The following is a 20,780-nucleotide window of genomic DNA, read 5'->3' as shown; positions in this document are numbered from 1 at the left end:
CATGGCGATGAAGCTGGAGGCCGCTCGTCAGATGACGTATGTGGCGGCGGCGAAGTCGCAGCGTGGGGATGCGGATCTGACGTTCTTCGGGGCGGCGGCGAAGTGTTTCGCGTCGGACGTGGCGATGGAGGTGACCACGGACGCGGTGCAGTTGCTGGGTGGGTACGGCTACACGCGGGACTATCCGGTGGAGCGGATGATGCGGGACGCGAAGATCACGCAGATCTACGAGGGCACCAACCAGGTCCAGCGCATCGTCATGGCCCGCAACCTGCCGTGACCACGGCCTGACGGGCTCGCGGGAATCCACGCGACGGCGGGCAGCCGGACTCCGCAGGCTGCCCGCCACGCCTGCCGCATCATGCTCATCTTCCGCCCCCCTCAGGCTGGTTCGAGGCTGATGCTGCGGGCCGTCGACGGCGGGTAGGGTGCCGGGTCATGACGGAGCCGGACTTCCTCACCGAGACCAGGGCGTTCTACGACGCCATCGCCGCCGACTACACCGACCGCTTCCGGGACGCGCTGGACGCCACGCCGATGGACCGGGCGGTGCTGGCGCTCTTCGCCGAACTGGTCCGTGCCGAGCGTACGGACGCCAAGGTGGCCGAACTCGGCTGCGGCCCGGGCCGGGTGACCGGCCATCTGCACCGGCTCGGCCTGGACGTCCGGGGCCTCGACCTCTCGCCGCGGATGATCGAGCTGGCCCGGGAGGCCCACCCCGAGGTGCCGTTCACCGTCGGTTCGCTCCTCGACCTCCCCTTCCGGGACGGTGAGCTGACCGGTGTGGTGGCCTGGTACTCGATCATCCACACCCCGGCGGAGCGACTGCCGGAGGTGTTCGCCGAGTTCGCCCGGGTGCTCGCCCCGGGCGGCCACCTGGTGCTCGCCTTCCAGGTCGGCGACGTGCCGCTGCGGCTGGAGCGGCCCTTCGACCAGCCGGTGTCGCTCGACTTCCGCCGTCTGCGACCGGAGCGGGTCGAGGAGCTGGCGCGCGAGGCCGGTGTGCCGGTGACCAGCCGCACGGTCCGCGAGCCGGGGCCCGAGGAGAAGGTCCCGCAGGCCTACCTGCTGGCCCGCAAGCCGGTCTAGCGGGTCCAGGGCGGTTGGAGCCTGGGATCGCCCCGTCCGGCGCCTCGCGCGGGCGGATCCGGGGCGACGCCGGGTAACACGCCGGGCCACCTGGCGTCCTCAGGGGGTGGCGAGCGGCGGACTGCCTCTCGTGCCATGATCCCTGCATGAGTTCCAATGTTTTCTTCGACATCACCATCAACGACGAGCCGGCCGGCCGGATCGTCTTCAAGCTCTTCGACGACGTCGTCCCGAAGACCGCCCGCAACTTCCGTGAGCTGGCCACCGGCCAGAACGGCTACGGCTACGAGGGCTCGATCTTCCACCGGGTGATCCCCGCCTTCATGCTGCAGGGTGGTGACTTCACCAACCACAACGGCACCGGTGGCAAGAGCATCTACGGCGAGAAGTTCGCGGACGAGAACTTCGAGCTCAAGCACGACCGCCCGGGTCTGCTGTCGATGGCCAACGCCGGCCGCAACACCAACGGCTCGCAGTTCTTCATCACCACCATCATCACCGACTGGCTGGACGGCAAGCACGTCGTCTTCGGCGAGGTCGTCGAGGGCATGGAGGTCGTGAAGAAGGTCGAGAGCCTCGGCTCGTCGCCGAGCGGCCGCACCTCGGCCAAGATCGCCATCGCCAAGTCCGGCGTGGTCGAGTAGTCACCGCGGTCGACCACCGCACACCGCCCCGGAGCGGGACGTCGGACCTGCCGGCCTCCCGCTCCGGGGCGGTGTCGTTCTCGGGCCCGGGTTCTCGGGCCCGGGTTCTCCTGCTCAGCCTCCGACTCAGGCCGGCGCCCAGGCACCCTCCCGCAGCCCCACCCTGCGCGCGGGTACCCCGGCCCAGATCTCGCCCGGCCCGGTCGAGCGGGTGAGCACCGCGTTGGCGCCCACGATGGTGCCCGCGCCGACGGTCAGCACACCGTCCTTGCACACCACCTTGGCGCCCGCGCACAGCACCGCGCCGTCCTCGACCACCACCCGCCGCATCGCGCTGTCCTCCTGCGGCACCCAGGGGTCGGCCCGGCCGATGGTCACGCCGTTGTAGAGGGTCACGTTCGCGCCGAGCGTGGTGTACGGGTGCAGCACCGTGCCGAAGCCGCGGTGGAACACGGTGAGGCCGGGCCCGATCTCGCAGGCGGCCGGCACCTCCATCCCGTAGAGCGCGAGCGCCTCCTGGACCAGGCGGCCCAGGAGGCGGTGGCGTCGGCGGTAGACGAGTGCGGTGACGAGGGACATCCACTCATTGTGACGGCACGGTGACCCGAAGTCGGCGGGTTACTTGATGTCCGGCACCGCGGTGTCGTTCTTGAAGGCGTCGAAGACCTGCTTGGACTTGGCGGCGTCCCACAGCACGGCCGACTCCCCGGTCTTGGTCCGGTAGTCCGGGTTGCCGATGGGGACGGTCAGGGTCTTGCCGCTGCCGCCGTTGACGTCCTTCATGGCGAGGAACAGCGAGCCCAGGTCGGTCAGCCCGCAGTCGTCGTCGACGATCAGGGTGCCGAGCGCCGAGTCGACCAGCGGGTAGAAGGTGAACGGGTTGAGCAGGGTGCCGGGGGAGGCGGCCTGGTGGGCGAGGGCGCCGAGGAACTTCTGCTGGTTGCGCATCCGGCCGAGGTCCTGGTCGGCCATCTGGTGGCGCTGGCGGACGAAGGCCAGCGCCTGCTTGCCGGTGAGGGTCTGGTCGCCCGCCTTGAGGTCGAGGCCGGAGTCCTTGTCCTTGACGTCCTGCTCGATGTTCATCTCCACGCCGCCGATCGAGTCGACGACGCCGACGAAGCCGGCGAAGCCGATCTCGGCGTAGTGGTCGATGTGGATGCCGGTGTTCTGCTCGACGGTCTGGACCAGCAGGCGCCCGCCGCCGTTGCCGAAGGCCGAGTTGATCTTCGCGGTGGTGGCCTTGACGGTCTTCCCGTTGCCGCCCGGGTGCTCGGGGATCGGCACCCAGGAGTCGCGCGGGATGCTCATCAGGGTGTTCCCGCCGTCCCCGATGTGCAGGATCATCATCGAGTCGCTGCGCTTGCCCTCGGTGTCGTGCCCCGTGTGCAGGTCGTCCTGCTGGGAGTCGGTGAGGCCCTGGCGGCTGTCGGAGCCGACGATCAGCCAGTTGGTGCCCTTGCCGGCCGCCGGACGGCCGGGGTAGTCGGCCAGCACGTTCTCGTGGTCGAGCTTGGAGTCCGCCCAGAACCAGGTGGAGACGGCGGTCACCATGACGGCTATCAGCACGCCGAAGACCGACCACTTGACGATCCGCTTCCGCGGCCAGCGCTTCCCGGCGGGCGGGCCGGCGGGACGCGCGCCGCCGGAGCCGCTCGGGCCGCCGGGTCGACCCGGTCCGCCCGGGCCACCGGGCCGGCTCGGACCGCCGGGCGTCCCCTGCGCCGGGACGCTGCCGTACCGGGGCGGCTCGGGCCGCCGCGGCGCCGGGGCGCCGGGACCGCGCGGACTCAGCCCGGCGGGCAGCGGCGGTTCGGCCGCCGGCCCACCGCCGCCGTTGCCTCCGTACGGGTTCCCGCCGCCGCCCTGGCGGCCCTGCTGCCACGTGTTCATGCCGTTGAGGATGCCCGACCCCGGTCGCACTGACTCCCCCCGGGGGTGCCACCAGGCCTCTTGTAGCAGTTTTGATGCACGTATCGGATCGTTCCGGTGAAACGTCGCGTCACCCGCGTTCCAGCTGCCGAAACGTTTCTTGACCGGTTCGAACGGCACGTGTTTGCATTTCAGGCATGGATCAGCGTTGGGCACTCACGCGTCGGCGGCACGTCGACCTGCGGCGTGGGGTGGCCTGTTCGCTCTGTCGCGGCTGACGCGCACCTCTCCGCAGCCCGTCGAAACACCCGCTCGCTCCGGGCCCGGCCCGCGAGCCTCGTGATGACCGCACTCCGAGCACACCGCACCGCGACGCCTTCCCCCGCCGCGGTGCGCCGCCCCGCTTCCAGCCAGAGGTGAACCATGGCCACCGTCCTGTCCGTTTCCGGCTCCCCGTCCGCCACCTCCCGCACCACCCGCCTGCTGCGCCACGTCGACGCGCGCCTGGTGGACCGCGGCCACCACGTCATCCCCTTCGAGGCGCGTAGCCTGCCCGCGCACGCCCTGCTGTCGGGCGACTTCGACCACCCCGAGATCGTCGCCGTCACCGAGCTGTTCGCCCGCGCCGACGGCGTCGTCATCGGCACCCCCGTCTACAAGGCCGCCTACTCGGGCCTGCTGAAGGCCCTGCTCGACGTGCTCCCGCAGTACGCACTGGCCGGCAAGGCCGTCCTGCCGCTGGCCACCGGCGGCTCGCCCGCGCACGTCCTCGCGGTGGACTACGCCCTGCGCCCGGTGCTCAGCTCGATGGGCGCCGGCCACATCACCCAGGGCTGGTTCGTGCTCGACCGCCACATCACCGCCAGGGAGGACGGCACGACCCTGGTCGAGCGCGAGACCGACGCCCTGCTGGCCCCCGTCGTGACGGGCTTCGCCACCGCCCTGGAGCGGCTGGCCGCACCCGCGCTGACCGGCTGACCGGTCGCCGCGGCGACCCCCGTACGGGGTGACCCGGAGAAGGCCCGCGGCGCCCCCTAGGGGGAGGGGCGCCGCACCCCGCAGAACCTTGGTTGAGCCGCTTCATTCCGGCGGAGGACGAGTCCGCCGCCGCCGGCTCCTAACGTGATTCACACGTCCCCGCCCCGCCGGAGAACACCGGGCCGGGGGCCAACGGGTGGGCCACTTCTTAGGAGACTCCAGTGACGACGGCAGCAGCCGTGTACGACCCCCAGCTTCCCGGCGGCACGTCCGCCGTCGCCGCTTCGGCCCGCCAGGTCACCAAGGCGTACGGCTCGGGCGAGACCAGGGTGACCGCCCTCGACGCGGTCGACGTGGACATCCAGCGCGGCCGCTTCACCGCGATCATGGGTCCCTCGGGCTCCGGCAAGTCGACCCTGATGCACTGCCTGGCCGGCCTGGACACGGTCACCGACGGGCGGATCTGGATCGGCGACACCGAGATCACCGGCCTCAGGGACAAGCAGCTGACCCGGCTGCGCCGCGACAAGATCGGCTTCATCTTCCAGGCGTTCAACCTGCTGCCGACCCTGAACGCGCTGGAGAACATCACGCTCCCGATGGACATCGCCGGCCGCAAGCCCGACCAGGCCTGGCTGGACCAGGTGGTGGAGACCGTCGGCCTGGCCGGCCGGCTCAAGCACCGTCCGACCCAGCTCTCCGGCGGCCAGCAGCAGCGCGTCGCGGTGGCCCGGGCGCTGGCCGCCCGGCCCGAGATCATCTTCGGCGACGAGCCCACCGGAAACCTGGACTCCCGGGCCGGCGCCGAGGTGCTGACCTTCCTGCGCCGCTCGGTGGACGAGCTGGGCCAGACCATGGTCATGGTCACCCACGACCCGGTCGCCGCCGGCTACGCGGACCGCGTCCTCTTCCTGGCCGACGGCGTGATCGTGGACGAGATGCACGCGCCCACCGCCGACTCCGTCCTCGAACGCATGCGCCGCTTCGACGGCAAGCGCACCAGCTGAGCGGCGGGACGACGAGACCATGCTGCTCAAGACCTCACTGCGGAGCTTCTTCGCCCACAAGGGGCGGATGGCGCTCTCGCTCATCGCCGTCATGCTGTCGGTCGCCTTCGTGTCCGGCACCCTGGTGTTCTCCAACACCGCCACCAGCACCTTCTCCAAGCTGTTCGCCGCGACCGCCTCCGACATATCGGTCCAGCCGTCCAAGCCGGCCGACGACGACGAGCCCCAGGCCGGGGACAAGCCCGCCACCGTCCCGGTCGCGCTCGCCCAGCAGATCGCCGCGGTACCGGGCGTGAAGACCGCCGTCGGCCAGGTCATGGTCGGCGACGCGATCCTGGTCAACCCGGCCACCAACAAGCTGGTCGGCCCGACCAGCGGCGCGCCGACCCTCCTCGGCAACTGGGCCGACACCCCGAGCAACCCGGTGAAGATCACCTCCGGGCACGCCCCGCAGAACTCCGGCGAGCTGGTGCTGGACGCGGACACCGCCAAGAAGGCCAAGCTCGGCCTCGGCGACAGGATCAGGGTCGACAACACCGGCGGCCAGCACCCGTACACGATCGTCGGCATCGCCACCTTCGTCACCACCAACCCGGGTGCCGCGCTGGCCTTCCTGGACACCCCGACCGCCCAGCAGGTGCTGCTCGGCGAGCAGGCCTACACCTCCGTCGAGGCCTTCGGCGACGGCAGCCGCAGCGACGACCAGCTCAAGGCCGACGCCCTCGCCAAGGTGGGCGGCGGCTACCAGGTCAAGACCGCGGCCGAGCAGAAGAACGAGAACACCAAGGCGATCGGCAGCGGCCTCGACTTCATGAAGTACGCGATGCTCGGCTTCGCCGGCATCTCGCTGATCGTCGGCGGCTTCCTGATCATCAACACCTTCTCGATGCTGGTCGCCCAGCGCACCCGCGAGATCGGCCTGCTGCGCGCGATCGGCGGCAGCCGCCGGCAGGTGAACGGCTCGGTGCTGGTCGAGGCGCTGATCCTGGGCGTGCTCGGCTCGACCCTCGGCGTGGCCGTCGGCCTGGGCGTGGCGGTCGGTCTGATCAAGCTGATGAACGCGATCGGCATGGACCTCAACGCGGGCGACCTGGAGATCGGGCCCGACGTCTTCGTGGCCGGCTACGCGGTGGGCATCCTGATCACCGTCGTCGCGGCCTGGATCCCGGCCCGCCGGGCCAGCCGGATCGCTCCCATGGCCGCCCTGCGCGACCACGGCACCCCGGCCGAGGCCCGCTCCAACCTCGTCCGGACGGTCATCGGCCTGCTGCTGACCGCGGGCGGCGGCGGCCTGCTGGTGCTCGCCGGCACAGCGGACAAGGCGGCCACCGGCGGACAGTACCTGGGCCTGGGCCTGCTGCTCACCCTGATCGGCTTCGTGGTGCTCGGCCCGCTGCTGGCCACCGTCGTCATCAAGGTGCTCGGCGCCCTGCTCCCGGCCCTGTTCGGGCCCTCCGGCAGGCTCGCCCAGCGCAACGCGATGCGCAACCCGCGCCGCACCGGCGCCACCGCCGCCGCACTGATGATCGGGCTGGCGCTGGTGATCGGCTCGTCGGTGTTCAGCTCCTCGGCCGTCAGTTCGGCCAGTGCGCAGATCGACAAGTCGGTGGGCGTGGACTACATCATCGGGGGCGGCCGTACCGGCGTCACCGCCGAGATGATCGACGCGGTGAAGCGGACCCCGGGCATCGACCACGTCACCACCGAGAAGGACATCGACGCCAGGTTCCAGCTGCCCGACGGCACGACCAAGCGGACCGGGATCGCCGCGGTGCCGCCGGCCTTCTTCGGCACCGACTTCCGACTGCCGGTCAAGTCCGGTGCGGTGGAGTCGATCGGTCAGGGCTCGCTGGGCATCGACGAGGAGTTCGCCACCGACCACCACCTCAAGGTCGGCGACAGCATCACCGTCCACTACGCCGGGGGGCACACCCAGGTCCTCCCGGTGGGCGTCGTGTTCGCGAAGGGCTCGCTCTTCGGGGGCGCCTCCTTCGCCGACCTCGCCACCGTGTCCAAGGCGCTTCCGGCCGCCGAACAGCCCGGCGACCGGATGTTCTTCGCCAAGGCCTCCTCCGGCGCCGACGTGGCCAAGACGCTGACCGCCCTGGAGGACGCGCTCAAGCAGTACCCGCAGCTGACCATCAAGGACCAGGCCGGCTACAAGGAGCTGGTGCAGTCCCAGGTCAACACCCTGCTCTACCTGATCTACGGACTGGTCGGCCTGTCGATCACCGTCGCGGTGCTCGGCGTGGTCAACACCCTGGCGCTGTCGGTGGTCGAGCGGACCCGCGAGATCGGCCTGCTGCGGGCGATCGGGCTCTCCCGCCGCCAGCTGCGCCGGATGATCCGGCTGGAGTCCGTGGTGATCGCGGTGTTCGGCGCCGTCCTCGGCACCGGGCTGGGCCTGGCCTGGGGCGTCACCGCCCAGCGGGTCCTGCGCGACCAGGGCCTCGCGACGCTCACCGTCCCGACCACCACGATCGCGGTGACGCTGGTCTCCTCGGTGGTGATCGGCCTGGTCGCCGCCCTCGTTCCGGCCTTCCGGGCCGGACGGATGAACGTCCTCGCGGCCATCGCGACGGACTGACCCGGCGACGGGGGACGTCGGGTCGACCCGCGGGGGAACGGGGGAGCCCCAGGGGACGGGGGAACGGGGGGAATCCCTGGGGAACGGGGGAGCAGGGGCCGGGTGCGCACAGCACCCGGCCCCTGCGGCATGCCCGTCCCCTTCTCCCGGACGGCCGCGGGCGCCCCGCAACACCTGGTGAACGCCGTCGCGCCGGCCGGGTCCGCCCTGGTCACCATCGTTCACCACCTGCTCCGAACCTGCGCCGAACCTGCACGGTACCCCCGCCGATCCGGGCCCGGGGGACCGGCGGGTGCGGTGATGTGGATCACAGTGCCGGTGTCGTACCCCGGGGTGCCCGCGGCCGCCGGGACCGGGGCGAGACGGGGGCGCGTCGGCACCGGTACGGTTGGCCCCGATGAACACCAAGGCTGCTGAGGAGCTGCCGGCTGTCTCCGTGATCATGCCGGTGCTCAACGAGGAACGACACCTGCGTACGGCGGTCCGCCGCATCCTGGACCAGGAGTATCCCGGGCCGATGGAGGTGGTGATCGCGCTCGGCCCCTCCACCGACCGCACCGCCGAGATCGCCGCCGAGCTGGTCGCCGAGGACCCGCGGGTGCGCACGGTGGAGAACCCCACCGGCCGGACCCCGGCGGGCCTGAACGCCGCGATCAGGGGCTCGCAGTACCCGATAGTCGTCCGGGTGGACGGCCACGGCCTCCTCACCCCCGGCTACATCACCACCGCGGTCCGGCTGCTCGGCGAGATGGACGCCGCCAACGTCGGCGGCATCATGCACGCCGAGGGCGAGACCGAGTGGGAGAACGCGGTCGCCGCCGCGATGACCTCCAAGATCGGCGTCGGCAACGCCGCCTTCCACACCGGCGGCCTGGCCGGCCCGGCGGACACCGTCTACCTCGGGGTGTTCCGGCGCGAGGTGCTGGAGAAGCTCGGCGGCTACAACGAGGAGTTCATCCGCGCCCAGGACTGGGAGCTCAACTACCGGATCCGCCAGGACGGCGGGCTGGTCTGGTTCACCCCGCAGCTCAAGGTGACGTACCGGCCCCGGCCGACGGTCCGGGCGCTGGCCAAGCAGTACAAGGACTACGGCCGTTGGCGCCGGGTGGTCACCCGCTACCACCGCGGCTCGGTCAACCTGCGCTACCTCGCCCCGCCGTCCGCGCTGCTCGGCGTCGTCCTCGGCCTGGTGCTCGGCGCCGCCGTCCACCCGGTCTTCCTGGCGGCGCCCGGGGCCTACCTGCTGGGCATCCTCGGTGGTTCCCTGGTCGAGAGCCGGGGCCTGTCCGCCAAGGCGAAGGCGCTGCTGCCGGTGGCGCTCGCCACCATGCACCTCAGCTGGGGCTTCGGCTTCATCACCTCGCCCCGTTCACTGGCCCGCAAGGTGATGAAGAGCGTCCGCCCGTCCCCGAAGGACGTACTCTCCCAGGCGCGTTGAGCCGCCAGGGCCTCCCCAGGGCCGGTCGGGGTGAGCGCCGTCGCAAGACGGGCGGAACACCCGGGCGCGCGTGGCTACTTGGCGCACACGTCGGTGTCGTCCGCCTGCATCCGCTGGAGGTCCTTCGGCGCCTCGGTCGGAGCGTCGGCCGGGTTGGAGGGGGCGGTCGACGCGTCCTTGCCGAGCACCAGCAGCAGCGGGTCGTTCGGGCCCGCCTTCGGGTTCGGCCGGGCGGCGTCGGCGGGCAGCCCGAGCGCGGCGGTCAGCGCCGCGGCCCGGTCCTCCTGGCCGGCCGGGTAGGACACCGTGGTGGCCGCGGCGGCCGGGGCGTCGGAGCCGACCGCGGCCCGGGTGAAGCCCTTGGCCTTCAGCTTCTCCACCGTGGGCCCGGAGCGCCCGCGCGTTCCGCTGCCGTTGCGCACAGTCACCCGGACGTCCTCGGCCGCCACCGACGGGGTGGTGGCCGCGGGGGCGGACGTGGCCGGGGCGGCGGCCCCGTCGGCGGGCGGCGGCGTGGCCGTCCCGGTCAGTGAGCGGTCGTTCGCGATCATCGAGAACACCTGCCCGGCGTCCGGCTGCTTGAGGATCACCCGGTTCCTGTCCTCGGGGTCGTCCAGGACGGGCACGGTGGTGAAGGTGATGTTCTCGGTGTCCACCTTGCTGATGTCCAGGGCGAGGTCCTTGAGCTTGTCCACGCTGCCGATGCCGGAGTCCACCGTGAGCGCCTTGGTGGCGGCGTCCGCGAGCTTGTAGAGCTTGGTGGGGCTGGTCAGGGTGTCGTCGCTCTTGATCTTGCGGATCATCGAGCTGATGAACTGCTGCTGCAACGGGATCCGGGTGAGGTCGCCGCCGAAGCCGACCGCGTGCCGGGTACGGACGAAGGCCAGCGCCTCGTCGCCCTGGACGACGTGCCGGCCCTTGGACATCTTCAGGTGCGAGTCCTTGTCGTCGATGTCCTTGGCCGCGCAGACCTCGACCCCGCCGACGGCGGTGGACAGCGTCTTCACCGCCTCGAAGTCGACCTGCACGAAGTGGTCGACCCGGATGCCGGTCGTCTTCTCGACGGTCTTCCAGGCGCAGCCCGCGTCGCGCCCGTCCTGGCCCAGGCTGACGTTGAACTTGTCCCGTGCCGAGCCGGGGATCCTCTTCCCGTCCGGGCTCTGGCAGTCCGGTATCGGCACCATCAGGTCGCGCGGGATGCTGATCACCGTCGCGTTGGAGCGGTCCTTGGCGATGTGGAACAGCAGCGCGGTGTCGGCGTGCCCGGTGCTGCCCTGGTCGCCGTACTCGCGGCCGAGGCCCTCCCGGCTGTCGGTGCCGAGCACCAGGACGTTGAGGGCGTCCCCGGCGGCCTGGGGCCGCTCCGACTCGTCGCCCAGCTGGACCTTGACCGAGGTCAGGTTGCTGTTGAAGTGCTGGTACAGGTAGTACGCCCCGCCGCAGCCGGCGACCATCACCAGGGCGCCGGTCCCGGCCGTCCACTTGAGGATCCGTCGGCGCCGGTTCCGCCGGGCCGTCGCGGCCGCTCGTCGACGGCTGTCCCGGCGGCCTCCTCCGGCGGGCGCCCCGGCCTGTGCGTCGGTCGTCGCCGTGGCCGCTTCGGCGCCCTCGCGGTGGTTCTGACGGGGGATTCCGGGGGCCGGGTCCGTCCGGTACCGGCCGGTTTCCGGTTGCTCCTCGTACACGGGGGTTCCCTACCTTCGACCGGTCACGGCTCCGGCCCACTCGTACCGACAGGCCGATCCGGACACACTAGACGAGCCGAACGGGGGAATCGTTCCGGTGTGATCTGGGTCATGCACAGGTAATGGAACGGTAAAGATGGAGCGGGGGGCGCATTTCCCGGCGCTCAATGCGCGGTGCAGGAGTCCCTGTCGGCCGCGCTCCCCTCGAAGGTGGGCGAGGCCTCGACGGTGGGCGAGGCGCTCGCCGAGGGCGACGCCGGCGCCCGGCCCGGCCGGGGTGTGACCACCGCCGCCGGGCTCGCGGACGCCCCGGCGGGGGACGAGGGCTCGGAGTCGGGCGGCCGGACGGTGACCGGCCGGTCGTCCCGCAGCGCGGTGAACAGCTGGGTGGTCTGCGGCTGCACGAACTCGTCCCGGTCCGAGTCGTAGCGGTACGGGCGGCGCGGCGCCGTCAGGAACACCACGTTCGGGGAGGGGATGCCGCGCAGGTCCTGGGTGAGGTCGTACAGCGCGCCGAGCGAGGACAGCCCGCCGTCCGCCTTCACCGAGGAGGTGGCCGCGTTCAGCACCGGCCACAGCCTGGCCGGGTTCAGCAGCACCCCCTGCGACTGCACCTTGCGGAGCAGCGAGGCCAGGAACTGCTGCTGACGGCCCATCCGCTGGGTGTCGCTGCCGTCGCCCAGGCTCTCCCGGGCCCGGACGTAGCCGAGCGCCTGCTCGCCGTGCAGCACCTGGCGGCCGGCCGGCAGGTCGAGCCTGGCGTCCCTGTCGTGGATCGGCTGCGCCACGCACACCTCGACCCCGCCGATCGCGTCGACCATGGTCTTGAAGCCGTTGAAGTCGAGGATCACGTAGTGGTCGATCCGGATGCCGCTCAGCTTCTCGACGGTGAGGATCGAACAGGCCGGACCGCCCAGCTCGAAGGCCCAGTTGAACTGCACCAGGGCCGGCCTGCTGCGGGTGCCGTCCGGCCGCTCGCAGGCGGGGACGGTGACCATGACGTCGCGCGGGACGGAGACCGCCGTCGCGTGCTTACGGTCGGCGGTCAGGTGCAGCAGGATCGTGGTGTCCGAGCGCTGGGTGCCCGGCTCCCCGCCGTAGGCGGAGTTCGGGCCGGAGCGGTCGTCGCTGCCGATCAGCAGGATGTTCTCGGCGCCGCCGGCGCCCGCCGTGCGGCTCGGGCGCTCGGCCTCCAACCGGGCCAGCAGCCGGTCGGTGGTCGAGTCGGTGCGGATGTTGCGGTCCAGCTTGCGGTAGGCGACCCAGGTCAGCACCCCGCCGGCGGCCAGGAGGAACGCGACGACGCCGGCGGTGATCATCAACCACCGCCGGCGCCGGTGCGGGCGTACGGGGCCGCCCGGGGGAGCGTCGTCCGCCGGGGGAGTGCCCGCCCGGGAGGTGTCCGTCCGGGGGGTCTCGCCGGTCGGGGGGTGCTCGGTGTCGTCCTCGGCCATGGCAGGGATCCCTACCCGCCGGGCCTTCGCCGGGGGTCAGCCGAGACGCAGCGTCACCCGTTCGGATTCGGTCCGCTTCTCCCACTGGTCCGCGTCCAGGCTCTGCGAGTTGCGGCACAGCACCACGGAGGCGCCGGCCGCCAGCGGGGCCAGCAGGCCGGCCTCCAGGCCCGCCCAGTCGTCGAACGAGAGGGTGGAGAGCACGCGGTCGCCGGGCTTGAGGCCGAGGCGGACGGCGCCCTCCCGGGCCAGCGCGACGGTCTGCTCGCCGCTCAGCTTCAGCGGCAGCCCGTCCACCGAGGTCTCCAGCGCCTGCCCGTCCGGGGCGACGGGGGAGTACGGCGCGAAGCGGTCGCCCTGGCCGGGCACCTCGGCGGCGTAGTCGAGGAAGCCGTCCGGGCGCTGGGGGAAGCGGCCGCCGAGCGGGCGCAGCGCGAGCGCGACGCGCTCGCCCTCGCAGGCCTGGGCGGCCTCCAGGCCGTCCGGGCCGCTCACCACGAGGTCGGCGGCGGCCGGGTCGCCGCTCGGCACCGCCGTCACCCCGACCGACCAGCAGGCCAGCAGCCAGACGGCGCTCTGCCAGTGGGCGGGCAGCAGCAGTGCGGCGCGGTCGTCCGGGCCGGCGTTCAGCTCGTCCTGGAGGAGGTTGGCGGTCTTGGCGACCCAGTTGTCGAAGGTCCGGGCGGACAGCTCCACCCGTTCGCCGGTGGCGTCGTCGTAGAAGGTGACCAGCGGGGCCGCGGGATCGACCGAAGGGGTGCCGCCGCGCAGGTATGCGTGCAGCAGCTCGACGGGGGTGCGGGCATCGGCAGCGAAAGGCGCAGTCATGGTGAGCCCCAGCCTACGGCCTTCGAGTGGCGGGCCGGGAGGGGCGGCCGACCGGGCGCTGGGCGGCGTGGCGGGCCGTCCGGTTTGCGGCGACGATCCCCTGTATGCGCCTCTCACTCCCGGCCGTGCTGCTCGCCGGCTGTACCGCCGCCCTGCTCCTCCAGCCCCTCGCCTCCGTCACCTTCGCCTCCGTCACCTCCACCGCGACCGCCTCCACCGCGACCGCCTCCACCGCGACCGCTGACCCGCCCGGTGCCCGGCGTCGGACCGCGGCGGGCGACGGCTCGACCACCTCGTTACCGCTGACCGCCGGGAACGGCCTCGCGCCGCGCACCACCCGGCCGTTCGAACTCCTCGGGGTCGACTGGGACGGGCCGGCGGCGGCGATGGACGGCGCCGTGGTCCGGGTCCGCACCCGGGACGCGGCCACCGGCCGCTGGAGCGAGTGGCACACGCTGGAGACCGACGCCGAGGACGGCCCCGACCGCGCCCCGCACGGCGCCACCGCCCCGCTGTGGACCGGGCGCAGCGACGGCGTCGCGGTCGAGCTCCGGCCGGGCCCGTCCGGAGCGCCGCCCGGGCTGCGGCTCGAACTGGTCGACCCCGGCGGGGGAGCGGCCGCCGGGCCCTCCGTCCGCACCCTGCCCGCCGATCCCGCCCCGACGGGTCCCACCCCGACGGGTCCCGCGCCCACCGGCCCCGCCCCCACGGGTCCCGTGCCCACCGGCCCCGCCCCGACGGGCCCCGCGCCCACCGGCCCCGGCACCACGGGCCCCGGCCCCGTGGATCCCGCTCCGGTGGTCGTGCACCAGGCGCCGCGGCCGGCCATCGTCACCCGGGCCGGCTGGGGCGCCGACGAGTCGCTGCGGGAGAAGACCTTCGAGTACACCGGCCCCGTCCGCGAGGTCTTCGTCCACCACACCGCGACCGCCACCGGCTACGCCTGCTCGGACGCCCCCAGGGTGGTCCGGGCGATCTACCAGTACCACGTCCAGACCAACGGCTGGCGGGACATCGGCTACAACTTCCTGGTCGACCGCTGCGGCACGATCTACGAGGGCCGCGCGGGCGGCGTCGGCCAGCCCGTCCACGGCGCCCACACCCTCGGGTTCAACACCGACTCCTCCGGTGTCGCCGCCATCGGCACCTACGTCAAGGACGCCCCTCCCCAGGCGATGCTGGACGCCCTCGCGGCCCTCGCCGCGTGGAAGCTCGGCCTCACCGGCCGGCCCGCCGACGGCCGTACCCGGCTCACCTCCGGCTCCGACGCCAGCCGCTACCCCAAGGGCACCGTCGTCGACTTCGACGCCGTCTCCGGCCACCGCGACGCCTTCAGGACCGAATGCCCCGGCGCCGCCCTCTACGCCAGGCTCCCCGACCTGCGGACGGCGGCGGCCCGCCGGCAGCCGCGCTGACGTCCCAACTCCCGTCTCCTGCAAGGGAGTCAGCCGACCAGCCGGAGCCCCGCCCCCGCCTGCGCGTATCGTTCATATCCCCAGGCACCACAGGAGGCGACAGCAGTGACGGGCGGCGGCGAGGCGGTACGGCGCTGGCGGCCGGGCTTCGCGCTCGACCTGGCCCGGACGCTGCTGCCCCTGCGCCGCGGCCCCGCCGACCCGGCGTACCGCACCACCGGCGACGGCGCCGTCTGGCGTGCCTCCCGCACCCCGGCCGGCGTCGGCACCCTGCGGGTGCTGCCGCACCCTGGCACGGGCGAGGTCGAGGCCGCGGCCTGGGGCCCGGGCGCGCAGTGGCTGCTCGACCGGCTGCCCGCACTGCTCGGCGCGGAGGACCACCCGGAGGCGCTGGTGCTGCCGCCCGGCCCGCTGCGGGACGCCCAGCGCCGCACCGCCGGGGTGCGGCTGGCCCGCACCGGGCTGGTCCTGGAGTCCCTCGTCCCGGCGATCCTGGAGCAGAAGGTCACCACCGACGAGGCGTACCGCGCCTGGCGGACCCTGCTGCGGGACTTCGGCACCCCGGCACCCGGCCCGGCCGAGGGCATGCGGGTGGCGCCGTCGGCCCGCGAGTGGGCGATGGTCCCGAGCTGGGAGTGGCACCGGGCGGGCGTCGACCCCAAGCGCTCGGCGACGGTGATGCGCGCGGTGCGGCTGGCGCCCCGCCTGGAGGAGGCCTCGGCGATGGGTCACGAGCAGGCCTTCGCCCGGCTGACCGCCGTCCCGGGCATCGGCGTCTGGACGGCCGCCGAGACCCTGCAACGCAGCAACGGCGACCCGGACGCGGTCTCGGTCGGCGACTTCCACCTCCCCAACCTGGTCGGCTGGGCCCTGGCCGGCCGGCCCCGCAGCGACGACGCCCAGATGCTGGCGCTCCTGGAGCCCTACCGCCCCCACCGGTACCGCGTCTGCCGCCTCCTGACGGCCACCGGCGCCCGCGCCCCCCGCTACGGCCCCCGCCTCACGCCCAACGACCACCGGACGCGATGAACTACGCCGTAGTACCTTGAGTTCATGGAAGCGACGATGCGCGAGCTGAATCAGCAGACGGCCAAGGTGATAGGAGCCGTCGAGCGGGGCGAGACCGTCACCGTCACCAAGGACGGCCGGCACGTGGCCACCATCCTCCCGCCGAGCCTGGCCGAGCCCGTCTACCCCTTCCGGACCGATCCGATGGGGGACGAACTCGACGACATGCCGGTCATCCCGGGTGGTGGCGGGCGCATCCTGGCCGACCTCGATCGGCACATGGAAGGGTTCGGCAGGTGACCGCCGTCGCGGTGGTCGGTGACACCGGTGCTCTGCTGGCCGCCTACGCCGGCGAGGAACCCGATCACGACGCCTGTCGCAAAGCCATGCACACGGTCGGCCACCTGGTCATCTCGCCCCTGGTGCTGGCCGAGTTGGACTACCTCGCGCACACGGCACTCGGACCCGTGATGGCGATGCGCATCCTGGACGACATCATCGACCGGTGTGCGATCGGCCGCTTCGAGGTGCCCGAGGTGGGTGCGCACCTCGCCACCGCGCGGGCGGTGATGCGGCAGTACCCGGCCCTGAACATCGGCCTGACCGACGCGATCAACGTCGCGTTGGCCGCGGAGTTCAGGACCGACGCGGTGCTGACCGTCGACCGTCGCCACTTCCGCGCCATCAGGCCGCTGACCAACCACAAGGCCTTCCGACTGTTGCCGGACGACCTCGACGGCTGATCCCTACCGCAGCTCGATGAAGGCGTCGGCGCTGCGGTCCGGGCGTTCGCGCGGGGGTTCGGCGGGGCGGCCGACGGCGATGGCGCCCATCGGGTCCCAGGCGTCCGGGAGGTCCAGGGCGGTGCGGACGGTGTCGCGGCAGAACATGGTGGAGGAGACCCAGGCGGAGCCGTAGCCCTCGCCGGTGAGCGCGACCAGCAGGTTCTGCACGGCGGCGCCGACCGCGACGGTGAACATCTCCCGCTCGGCCGCGGCCCGGCGCGGGTCGGGGTAGTCGTGCGCGCCGTCCATGACCAGGCAGGGCACCACCAGGTACGGGGCGGCGCGCAGGACGTCGCCGCGGGCGGTGCGGCGGGCGATCCGGGCGTCGTCCCAGCCGTCGAGCTCGCGCAGGTCGCGCTGCCAGGCGGCGAGCATCGCGTCGAGCAGCCGGGTGCGGGTGTCGGCGGACTCCAGGAGGACGAACCGCCACGGGGTGGTGTGGTGCGGGGCGGGCGCGGTGACGGCGGCGGCGACGGCGCGGCGCACGGCGGCCGGGTCGACGGGCTCGTCGGTGAAGGAGCGGACGGTGCGCCGCAGGGTGACGGCCTGGCGCAGCGCCTCGGAGGTGCCGAGCCGGAACATGTCGTCCACGGCGGGCCGCACCAGCGGCCGGGTGCCCTCGCCGTCCTCGTCGGTGACCAGATGTCCGAGCCCGCGTACGACGGCCACCGGTACGCCGGTGGCCTTGCCCTTCACCAGGTCGGCGGCGGCGGCGAGCTCGTCGGCGGTCGCGGTGACGGTCAGGACCAGCTCGTTGCCGTGGCTGTCGGCGCGTCCCCGGTGGTCCTCCAGGGCGGGGAGCCCGGCGGCGCCGATCGCCACGTCGGTGAGCCCGTTGCGCCAGGGCCGTCCGAAGGTGTCGGTGACGACGACGGCGAGGCGGCGGCCGGTGAGCCGCTGGAGTCCGGCGCGCAGCACCCGGGCGGAGGCGTCCGGGTCCTCGGGCAGCAGCAGCACGGTGCCGGGGGCGGTGTTGGAGGCGTCGACCCCGGCGGCGGCCATGACGAAGCCGTTGCGGTTCTCGACGATCCGGGCCGGTCCGCGCCGGGCGACCACCCGGACGGTCTCGGCGTCGATCGCGGCCTCGCGGTCGGCCGCGTGCAGCAGCCGGCCCTCGGCCTTGCTGACGATCTTCGAGGTGACCACCACGACGTCGCCGTCCTGGAACGTTCCGGCCTTGGCGATCAGCCCGGCGAGGTCCGCGCCGGCCTCGACCTCGGGGATGCCGTCGATCCCCAGGACCTCCACCGCCGCCGTCACTTCCGTACCTGCTCCGCGAGGGCCAGCGCGGCCCGCGCCATCTCGGCGGTGGCCTCGACGTCGGTCATCAGCAGCGGGACGGCCCGGCAGGCGATCCCGGCGGCCTCGACGGCGGCCACCGAGGCCTCGTCGGCGGTGTCGACCAGCCAGCCGTCGATGAGCGCCGAGCCGTAGTTGAGCGCGACCGCGTCCGCCGTGGCCTCGACGCCGACGGCGGCGAGCACCTTGTCGGCCATGCCCCGCACCGGCGCCCCGCCGATGATCGGGGAGAGCCCGACCACCGGGGCCGGGGCGGCGGCGACGGCCTCCCGGATGCCGGGGACGGCGAGGATGCTGCCGATCGAGACGACCGGGTTGGACGGCGGGAAGAGGATGACGTCGGCCTCGGCGATGGCTTCGAGCACGCCGGGCGCGGGCTTGGCGGTGTCCGCGCCGACCGGGATGATCGCCTCGGCGTCGACGGCGGCGTGCAGCTTGACCCAGTACTCCTGGAAGTGGATCGCCCGGGTGCCCTGCTCGTCGGTGATCCGCACGTGGGTCTCGACCCGGTCGTCGCTCATCGGCAGCAGCCGCACGCCGGGCTTCCAGCGCACGCACAGCGCCTCGGTGACCTGGCTGAGGCTGTACCCGGCGGTGAGCATCTGGCTGCGGACGAGGTGGGTGGCGAAGTCCCGGTCGCCGAGCCCGAACCACTCGGGGCCGACGCCGTACTCCTTCATCTCGGCCTTGATCGACCAGGTCTCGTCGGTCCGGCCCCAGCCCTGCTCCTCGTTGATGCCGCCGCCGAGGGTGTACATCACGGTGTCGAGGTCGGGGCAGACCTTCAGGCCGTAGAGGTGGATGTCGTCGCCGGTGTTGCCGATGACGGTGATCTCGTCCTGCGGTCCGACCGCCGCGAGGAGTCCGCGCAGGAAGCGCGCTCCGCCGATTCCGCCTGCCAGTGCCACGATGCGCATGGGGTTCATCCTGCCACGCCCGACGGCCCGTCAGTCCGGCTGGCGGGAACCGGGCCGCCGGAGGGTGGCGGGTCCGACACGCTCAGTGCGTCTCGGCGCGGTCCTGCGGGTGCTGCTCGGGGACGGCGGCGGCGCCGTACTGGTTCATCGCGGTCAGGCCCGGCGTGTAGAGGTGGATGGAGACGGCGGGCTCCAGCGAGCCGTTGACCACCTCGTGCAGGTAGCCGGGGGAGAACACCCGCTGCCCGCCGGGGCGCAGGGCGCGGGCGCCTTCCCCTGCGTGGGTGAGGGAGCGCTCGACCAGCTCGCCGTGGACGACGGTCATCACGCCGGAGGAGTCGCCGTGGTCGTGGAAGCCGCTGCCCTGGCCGGGCAGCCAGCTGAGCAGCCAGACCTCGTAGCCGGGGCCGGTCTCCAGCCGGGCGTACCAGCGGGTGAGCGCGTCGTAGCGGACCAGCGGCTCCCAGCGGGCGCGGTCGGCGGCGATCTCGCGGACCAGCCGGGCGTACTCGGCGACGGTGGTGGGGTGGTCCGGCAGGTCGGTGCGGGCGAGGTGCGGGAAGGCGAGCGGATCGCCGGCGATGGAGACGTCGCTGAGGCCGTCGGCCCAGCGGCGGGTGCGGGTGGTGCCCGGGGCGGGTGCGGGGCCACGACGGGCGAGTTTGTTGCGGTCGCGGTTCCGCTTGCGGATGCGGATCATGCGCACGGGAGTCGTCCTCGGAGGAGTCGGCTGGTTCGGAGAGCAGCCGGATCCGGGATGTCCTGGGGCGGGATTCGCGGGCGGCCTCTGTGCTTCCTGGGGGCGGCGCGCGGTGGGACGCGGGCGCCTAGATACAGCAGGAACAGAGGCGACAACAGAAGTTCACGGCAGGGCGGAGCGCGGAACCGCTCCGGGGGCTGGCGAACTCTGACATAGGGAAAAGGAGACCGCATCCGCAGGGCCGGTGTCAAACCGAATGATGCGGCATTCGGGTGGGTTGTGTCCGTATCGGTACCGGATGGGGTGATTGATCACTCTCTATGTTTCGATGGGAAGATCGCCGGGAAGGCAGGCCGATGACCGTCCTGTGGTGGTGACCGAGCGTCATTCCGCGATGGGTTGCGAATGGTTCGACGCCGTCCGGGGCATTCGGGCTGAAGGTCCGATGTGTCCGGATATGTACACTATTCGTAACGGCTTGGTGCCGGGGAGTGAATCCTGGCTCCAATACCAGAGCTCGGCTTGACTGGGCCAGAGTGACGCAACTGTAATTTCACTCGTGTCGTCAGCCGCACGAGGCAACGGCAACCACGGGGACGCCAAGTAGGGGCAGAGGAGGCGCGCCAACATGAGCGAGCTCTTTGAGCTGTTGATCGGGGACGGCATCGCGGAGGACGAGGAGGAACTCGGTTGGCAGGAGCGCGCGTTGTGCGCCCAGACCGACCCCGAGTCCTTCTTCCCCGAGAAGGGCGGCTCGACCCGCGAGGCCAAGAAGGTCTGCCTCGCCTGCGAGGTCCGCTCGGAGTGCCTGGAGTACGCCCTCGCCAACGACGAGCGCTTCGGCATCTGGGGCGGCCTCTCCGAGCGCGAGCGCCGCAGGCTCAAGAAGAGCGCGGTCTGACCGGGGCGGCCCCCGAGTCCCGCTGACCCTCCGACAGCGGCGGACGACCACACGGCCGTACGAGCGCCTCACCGTGATGGTGGGGCGCTTTCGTGTTCCCGGCCCCCTTCTCCAGCAGCTCCGCACCGGTACCCCGCACGAGGCGGCCATCCGGAGCCGTTAGTGTGGTGCGCCAT

At 72.7% G+C, this 20,780-nt stretch carries 20 protein-coding genes; 12 read left to right on the top strand and 8 right to left on the bottom strand.

Annotated elements, in window-relative coordinates:
* The 3 genes from RZ50_RS29205 to RZ50_RS15625 all read left to right on the top strand — a co-directional run.
* Positions 1 to 280: acyl-CoA dehydrogenase family protein (locus RZ50_RS29205; RefSeq protein WP_256463706.1), on the top strand; the 280-nt coding region annotated here is incomplete at its 5' end.
* A 158-nt stretch (positions 281 to 438) separates the two neighbouring features.
* Complete coding sequence (locus RZ50_RS15630; protein ID WP_196950598.1) at positions 439 to 1,089, top strand: class I SAM-dependent methyltransferase; 651 nt, start codon at positions 439 to 441, stop codon at positions 1,087 to 1,089.
* 146 nt (positions 1,090 to 1,235) lie between these two features.
* Entirely contained in the window at positions 1,236 to 1,733 is a 498-nt protein-coding gene (locus tag RZ50_RS15625; RefSeq protein ID WP_196950597.1) for a peptidylprolyl isomerase, read from the top strand.
* A gap of 126 nt (positions 1,734 to 1,859) precedes the next feature.
* On the opposite strand, the gene RZ50_RS15620 is transcribed toward RZ50_RS15625, so the two are convergent.
* On the bottom strand, positions 1,860 to 2,312 hold the full coding sequence (locus RZ50_RS15620) for a hypothetical protein (RefSeq protein ID WP_196950596.1): 453 nt from the start codon (positions 2,310 to 2,312) through the stop codon (positions 1,860 to 1,862).
* Positions 2,313 to 2,351: 39 nt separating this feature from the next.
* Entirely contained in the window at positions 2,352 to 3,623 is a 1,272-nt protein-coding gene (locus tag RZ50_RS29895; RefSeq protein WP_217680558.1) for an LCP family protein, read from the bottom strand.
* Positions 3,624 to 4,025: 402 nt separating this feature from the next.
* On the opposite strand from RZ50_RS29895, the gene ssuE reads away from it, so the two are divergent.
* The 4 genes from ssuE (at position 4,026) to RZ50_RS15595 (ending at position 9,612) form a co-directional block, all read left to right on the top strand.
* On the top strand, positions 4,026 to 4,580 hold the full coding sequence (gene ssuE, locus RZ50_RS15610) for an NADPH-dependent FMN reductase (protein WP_196948834.1): 555 nt from the start codon (positions 4,026 to 4,028) through the stop codon (positions 4,578 to 4,580).
* A 221-nt stretch (positions 4,581 to 4,801) separates the two neighbouring features.
* Complete coding sequence (locus RZ50_RS15605; RefSeq protein ID WP_196948835.1) at positions 4,802 to 5,587, top strand: ABC transporter ATP-binding protein; 786 nt, start codon at positions 4,802 to 4,804, stop codon at positions 5,585 to 5,587.
* A gap of 19 nt (positions 5,588 to 5,606) precedes the next feature.
* The gene (locus RZ50_RS15600) at positions 5,607 to 8,174 is read left to right on the top strand and encodes an ABC transporter permease (protein WP_196948836.1); all 2,568 of its coding nucleotides are present in this window, start codon (positions 5,607 to 5,609) and stop codon (positions 8,172 to 8,174) included.
* 397 nt (positions 8,175 to 8,571) lie between these two features.
* Positions 8,572 to 9,612, top strand: coding sequence for a glycosyltransferase family 2 protein (locus tag RZ50_RS15595; RefSeq protein WP_196948837.1), 1,041 nt, complete (start codon positions 8,572 to 8,574; stop codon positions 9,610 to 9,612).
* A gap of 74 nt (positions 9,613 to 9,686) precedes the next feature.
* Here the strand turns inward: RZ50_RS15595 and RZ50_RS15590 are convergent, their stop codons facing one another.
* From RZ50_RS15590 to RZ50_RS15580, 3 genes are all read right to left on the bottom strand, one after another.
* Positions 9,687 to 11,297 (bottom strand): LCP family protein, encoded by a 1,611-nt coding sequence (locus RZ50_RS15590; protein ID WP_196948838.1) that lies wholly within the window; start codon positions 11,295 to 11,297, stop codon positions 9,687 to 9,689.
* A gap of 164 nt (positions 11,298 to 11,461) precedes the next feature.
* Positions 11,462 to 12,751, bottom strand: coding sequence for an LCP family protein (locus RZ50_RS15585; protein ID WP_196948839.1), 1,290 nt, complete (start codon positions 12,749 to 12,751; stop codon positions 11,462 to 11,464).
* 36 nt (positions 12,752 to 12,787) lie between these two features.
* The gene (locus RZ50_RS15580; RefSeq protein WP_196948840.1) at positions 12,788 to 13,579 is read right to left on the bottom strand and encodes a TIGR03089 family protein; all 792 of its coding nucleotides are present in this window, start codon (positions 13,577 to 13,579) and stop codon (positions 12,788 to 12,790) included.
* A gap of 104 nt (positions 13,580 to 13,683) precedes the next feature.
* Between RZ50_RS15580 and RZ50_RS29725 the strand changes: the two genes are divergently transcribed.
* The 4 genes from RZ50_RS29725 (at position 13,684) to RZ50_RS15560 (ending at position 16,745) form a co-directional block, all read left to right on the top strand.
* Complete coding sequence (locus RZ50_RS29725) at positions 13,684 to 14,994, top strand: peptidoglycan recognition protein (RefSeq protein WP_217680557.1); 1,311 nt, start codon at positions 13,684 to 13,686, stop codon at positions 14,992 to 14,994.
* 105 nt (positions 14,995 to 15,099) lie between these two features.
* On the top strand, positions 15,100 to 16,023 hold the full coding sequence (locus RZ50_RS15570; RefSeq protein WP_196948985.1) for a DNA-3-methyladenine glycosylase: 924 nt from the start codon (positions 15,100 to 15,102) through the stop codon (positions 16,021 to 16,023).
* A 24-nt stretch (positions 16,024 to 16,047) separates the two neighbouring features.
* A complete protein-coding gene (locus RZ50_RS15565) occupies positions 16,048 to 16,302 on the top strand; it encodes a type II toxin-antitoxin system Phd/YefM family antitoxin (protein WP_153460861.1) in 255 nt (84 codons plus the stop codon).
* Complete coding sequence (locus RZ50_RS15560) at positions 16,299 to 16,745, top strand: PIN domain-containing protein (protein WP_196948986.1); 447 nt, start codon at positions 16,299 to 16,301, stop codon at positions 16,743 to 16,745. The genes RZ50_RS15565 and RZ50_RS15560 overlap by 4 nt, the downstream gene beginning before the upstream one ends.
* A 3-nt stretch (positions 16,746 to 16,748) precedes the next feature.
* On the opposite strand, the gene RZ50_RS15555 is transcribed toward RZ50_RS15560, so the two are convergent.
* From RZ50_RS15555 to RZ50_RS15545, 3 genes are all read right to left on the bottom strand, one after another.
* Entirely contained in the window at positions 16,749 to 18,047 is a 1,299-nt protein-coding gene (locus RZ50_RS15555; RefSeq protein ID WP_196948987.1) for a coenzyme F420-0:L-glutamate ligase, read from the bottom strand.
* Entirely contained in the window at positions 18,044 to 19,003 is a 960-nt protein-coding gene (cofD, locus tag RZ50_RS15550; protein ID WP_196948988.1) for a 2-phospho-L-lactate transferase, read from the bottom strand. The genes RZ50_RS15555 and cofD overlap by 4 nt, the downstream gene beginning before the upstream one ends.
* Before the next feature lie 82 nt (positions 19,004 to 19,085).
* Positions 19,086 to 19,703, bottom strand: coding sequence for a cysteine dioxygenase family protein (locus RZ50_RS15545; protein WP_196948991.1), 618 nt, complete (start codon positions 19,701 to 19,703; stop codon positions 19,086 to 19,088).
* 628 nt (positions 19,704 to 20,331) lie between these two features.
* On the opposite strand from RZ50_RS15545, the gene RZ50_RS15540 reads away from it, so the two are divergent.
* The gene (locus RZ50_RS15540; protein WP_030062195.1) at positions 20,332 to 20,604 is read left to right on the top strand and encodes a WhiB family transcriptional regulator; all 273 of its coding nucleotides are present in this window, start codon (positions 20,332 to 20,334) and stop codon (positions 20,602 to 20,604) included.
* The last annotated feature ends 176 nt before the right edge of the window (positions 20,605 to 20,780 follow it).

The organism is Kitasatospora sp. SUK 42 (assembly GCF_015776785.2).
Classification (GTDB): domain Bacteria; phylum Actinomycetota; class Actinomycetes; order Streptomycetales; family Streptomycetaceae; genus Kitasatospora.
This window is presented reverse-complemented; position numbering and strand designations above follow the sequence as displayed.

Bases quoted from the DNA above. Each gene is read 5' to 3' on its own strand.
- RZ50_RS29725 (WP_217680557.1), top strand. From the start codon at position 13,684: ATGCGCCTCTCACTCCCGGCCGTGCTGCTCGCCGGCTGTACCGCCGCC.
- RZ50_RS15585 (WP_196948839.1), bottom strand. From the start codon at position 12,751: ATGGCCGAGGACGACACCGAGCACCCCCCGACCGGCGAGACCCCCCGG.
- RZ50_RS15540 (WP_030062195.1), top strand. From the start codon at position 20,332: ATGAGCGAGCTCTTTGAGCTGTTGATCGGGGACGGCATCGCGGAGGAC.
- RZ50_RS15565 (WP_153460861.1), top strand. From the start codon at position 16,048: ATGGAAGCGACGATGCGCGAGCTGAATCAGCAGACGGCCAAGGTGATA.
- RZ50_RS15620 (WP_196950596.1), bottom strand. From the start codon at position 2,312: ATGTCCCTCGTCACCGCACTCGTCTACCGCCGACGCCACCGCCTCCTG.
- RZ50_RS15595 (WP_196948837.1), top strand. From the start codon at position 8,572: ATGAACACCAAGGCTGCTGAGGAGCTGCCGGCTGTCTCCGTGATCATG.
- RZ50_RS15545 (WP_196948991.1), bottom strand. From the start codon at position 19,703: ATGATCCGCATCCGCAAGCGGAACCGCGACCGCAACAAACTCGCCCGT.
- cofD (WP_196948988.1), bottom strand. From the start codon at position 19,003: ATGCGCATCGTGGCACTGGCAGGCGGAATCGGCGGAGCGCGCTTCCTG.
- RZ50_RS15630 (WP_196950598.1), top strand. From the start codon at position 439: ATGACGGAGCCGGACTTCCTCACCGAGACCAGGGCGTTCTACGACGCC.
- RZ50_RS29895 (WP_217680558.1), bottom strand. From the start codon at position 3,623: ATGAACACGTGGCAGCAGGGCCGCCAGGGCGGCGGCGGGAACCCGTAC.
- RZ50_RS15580 (WP_196948840.1), bottom strand. From the start codon at position 13,579: ATGACTGCGCCTTTCGCTGCCGATGCCCGCACCCCCGTCGAGCTGCTG.
- ssuE (WP_196948834.1), top strand. From the start codon at position 4,026: ATGGCCACCGTCCTGTCCGTTTCCGGCTCCCCGTCCGCCACCTCCCGC.
- RZ50_RS15625 (WP_196950597.1), top strand. From the start codon at position 1,236: ATGAGTTCCAATGTTTTCTTCGACATCACCATCAACGACGAGCCGGCC.
- RZ50_RS15600 (WP_196948836.1), top strand. From the start codon at position 5,607: ATGCTGCTCAAGACCTCACTGCGGAGCTTCTTCGCCCACAAGGGGCGG.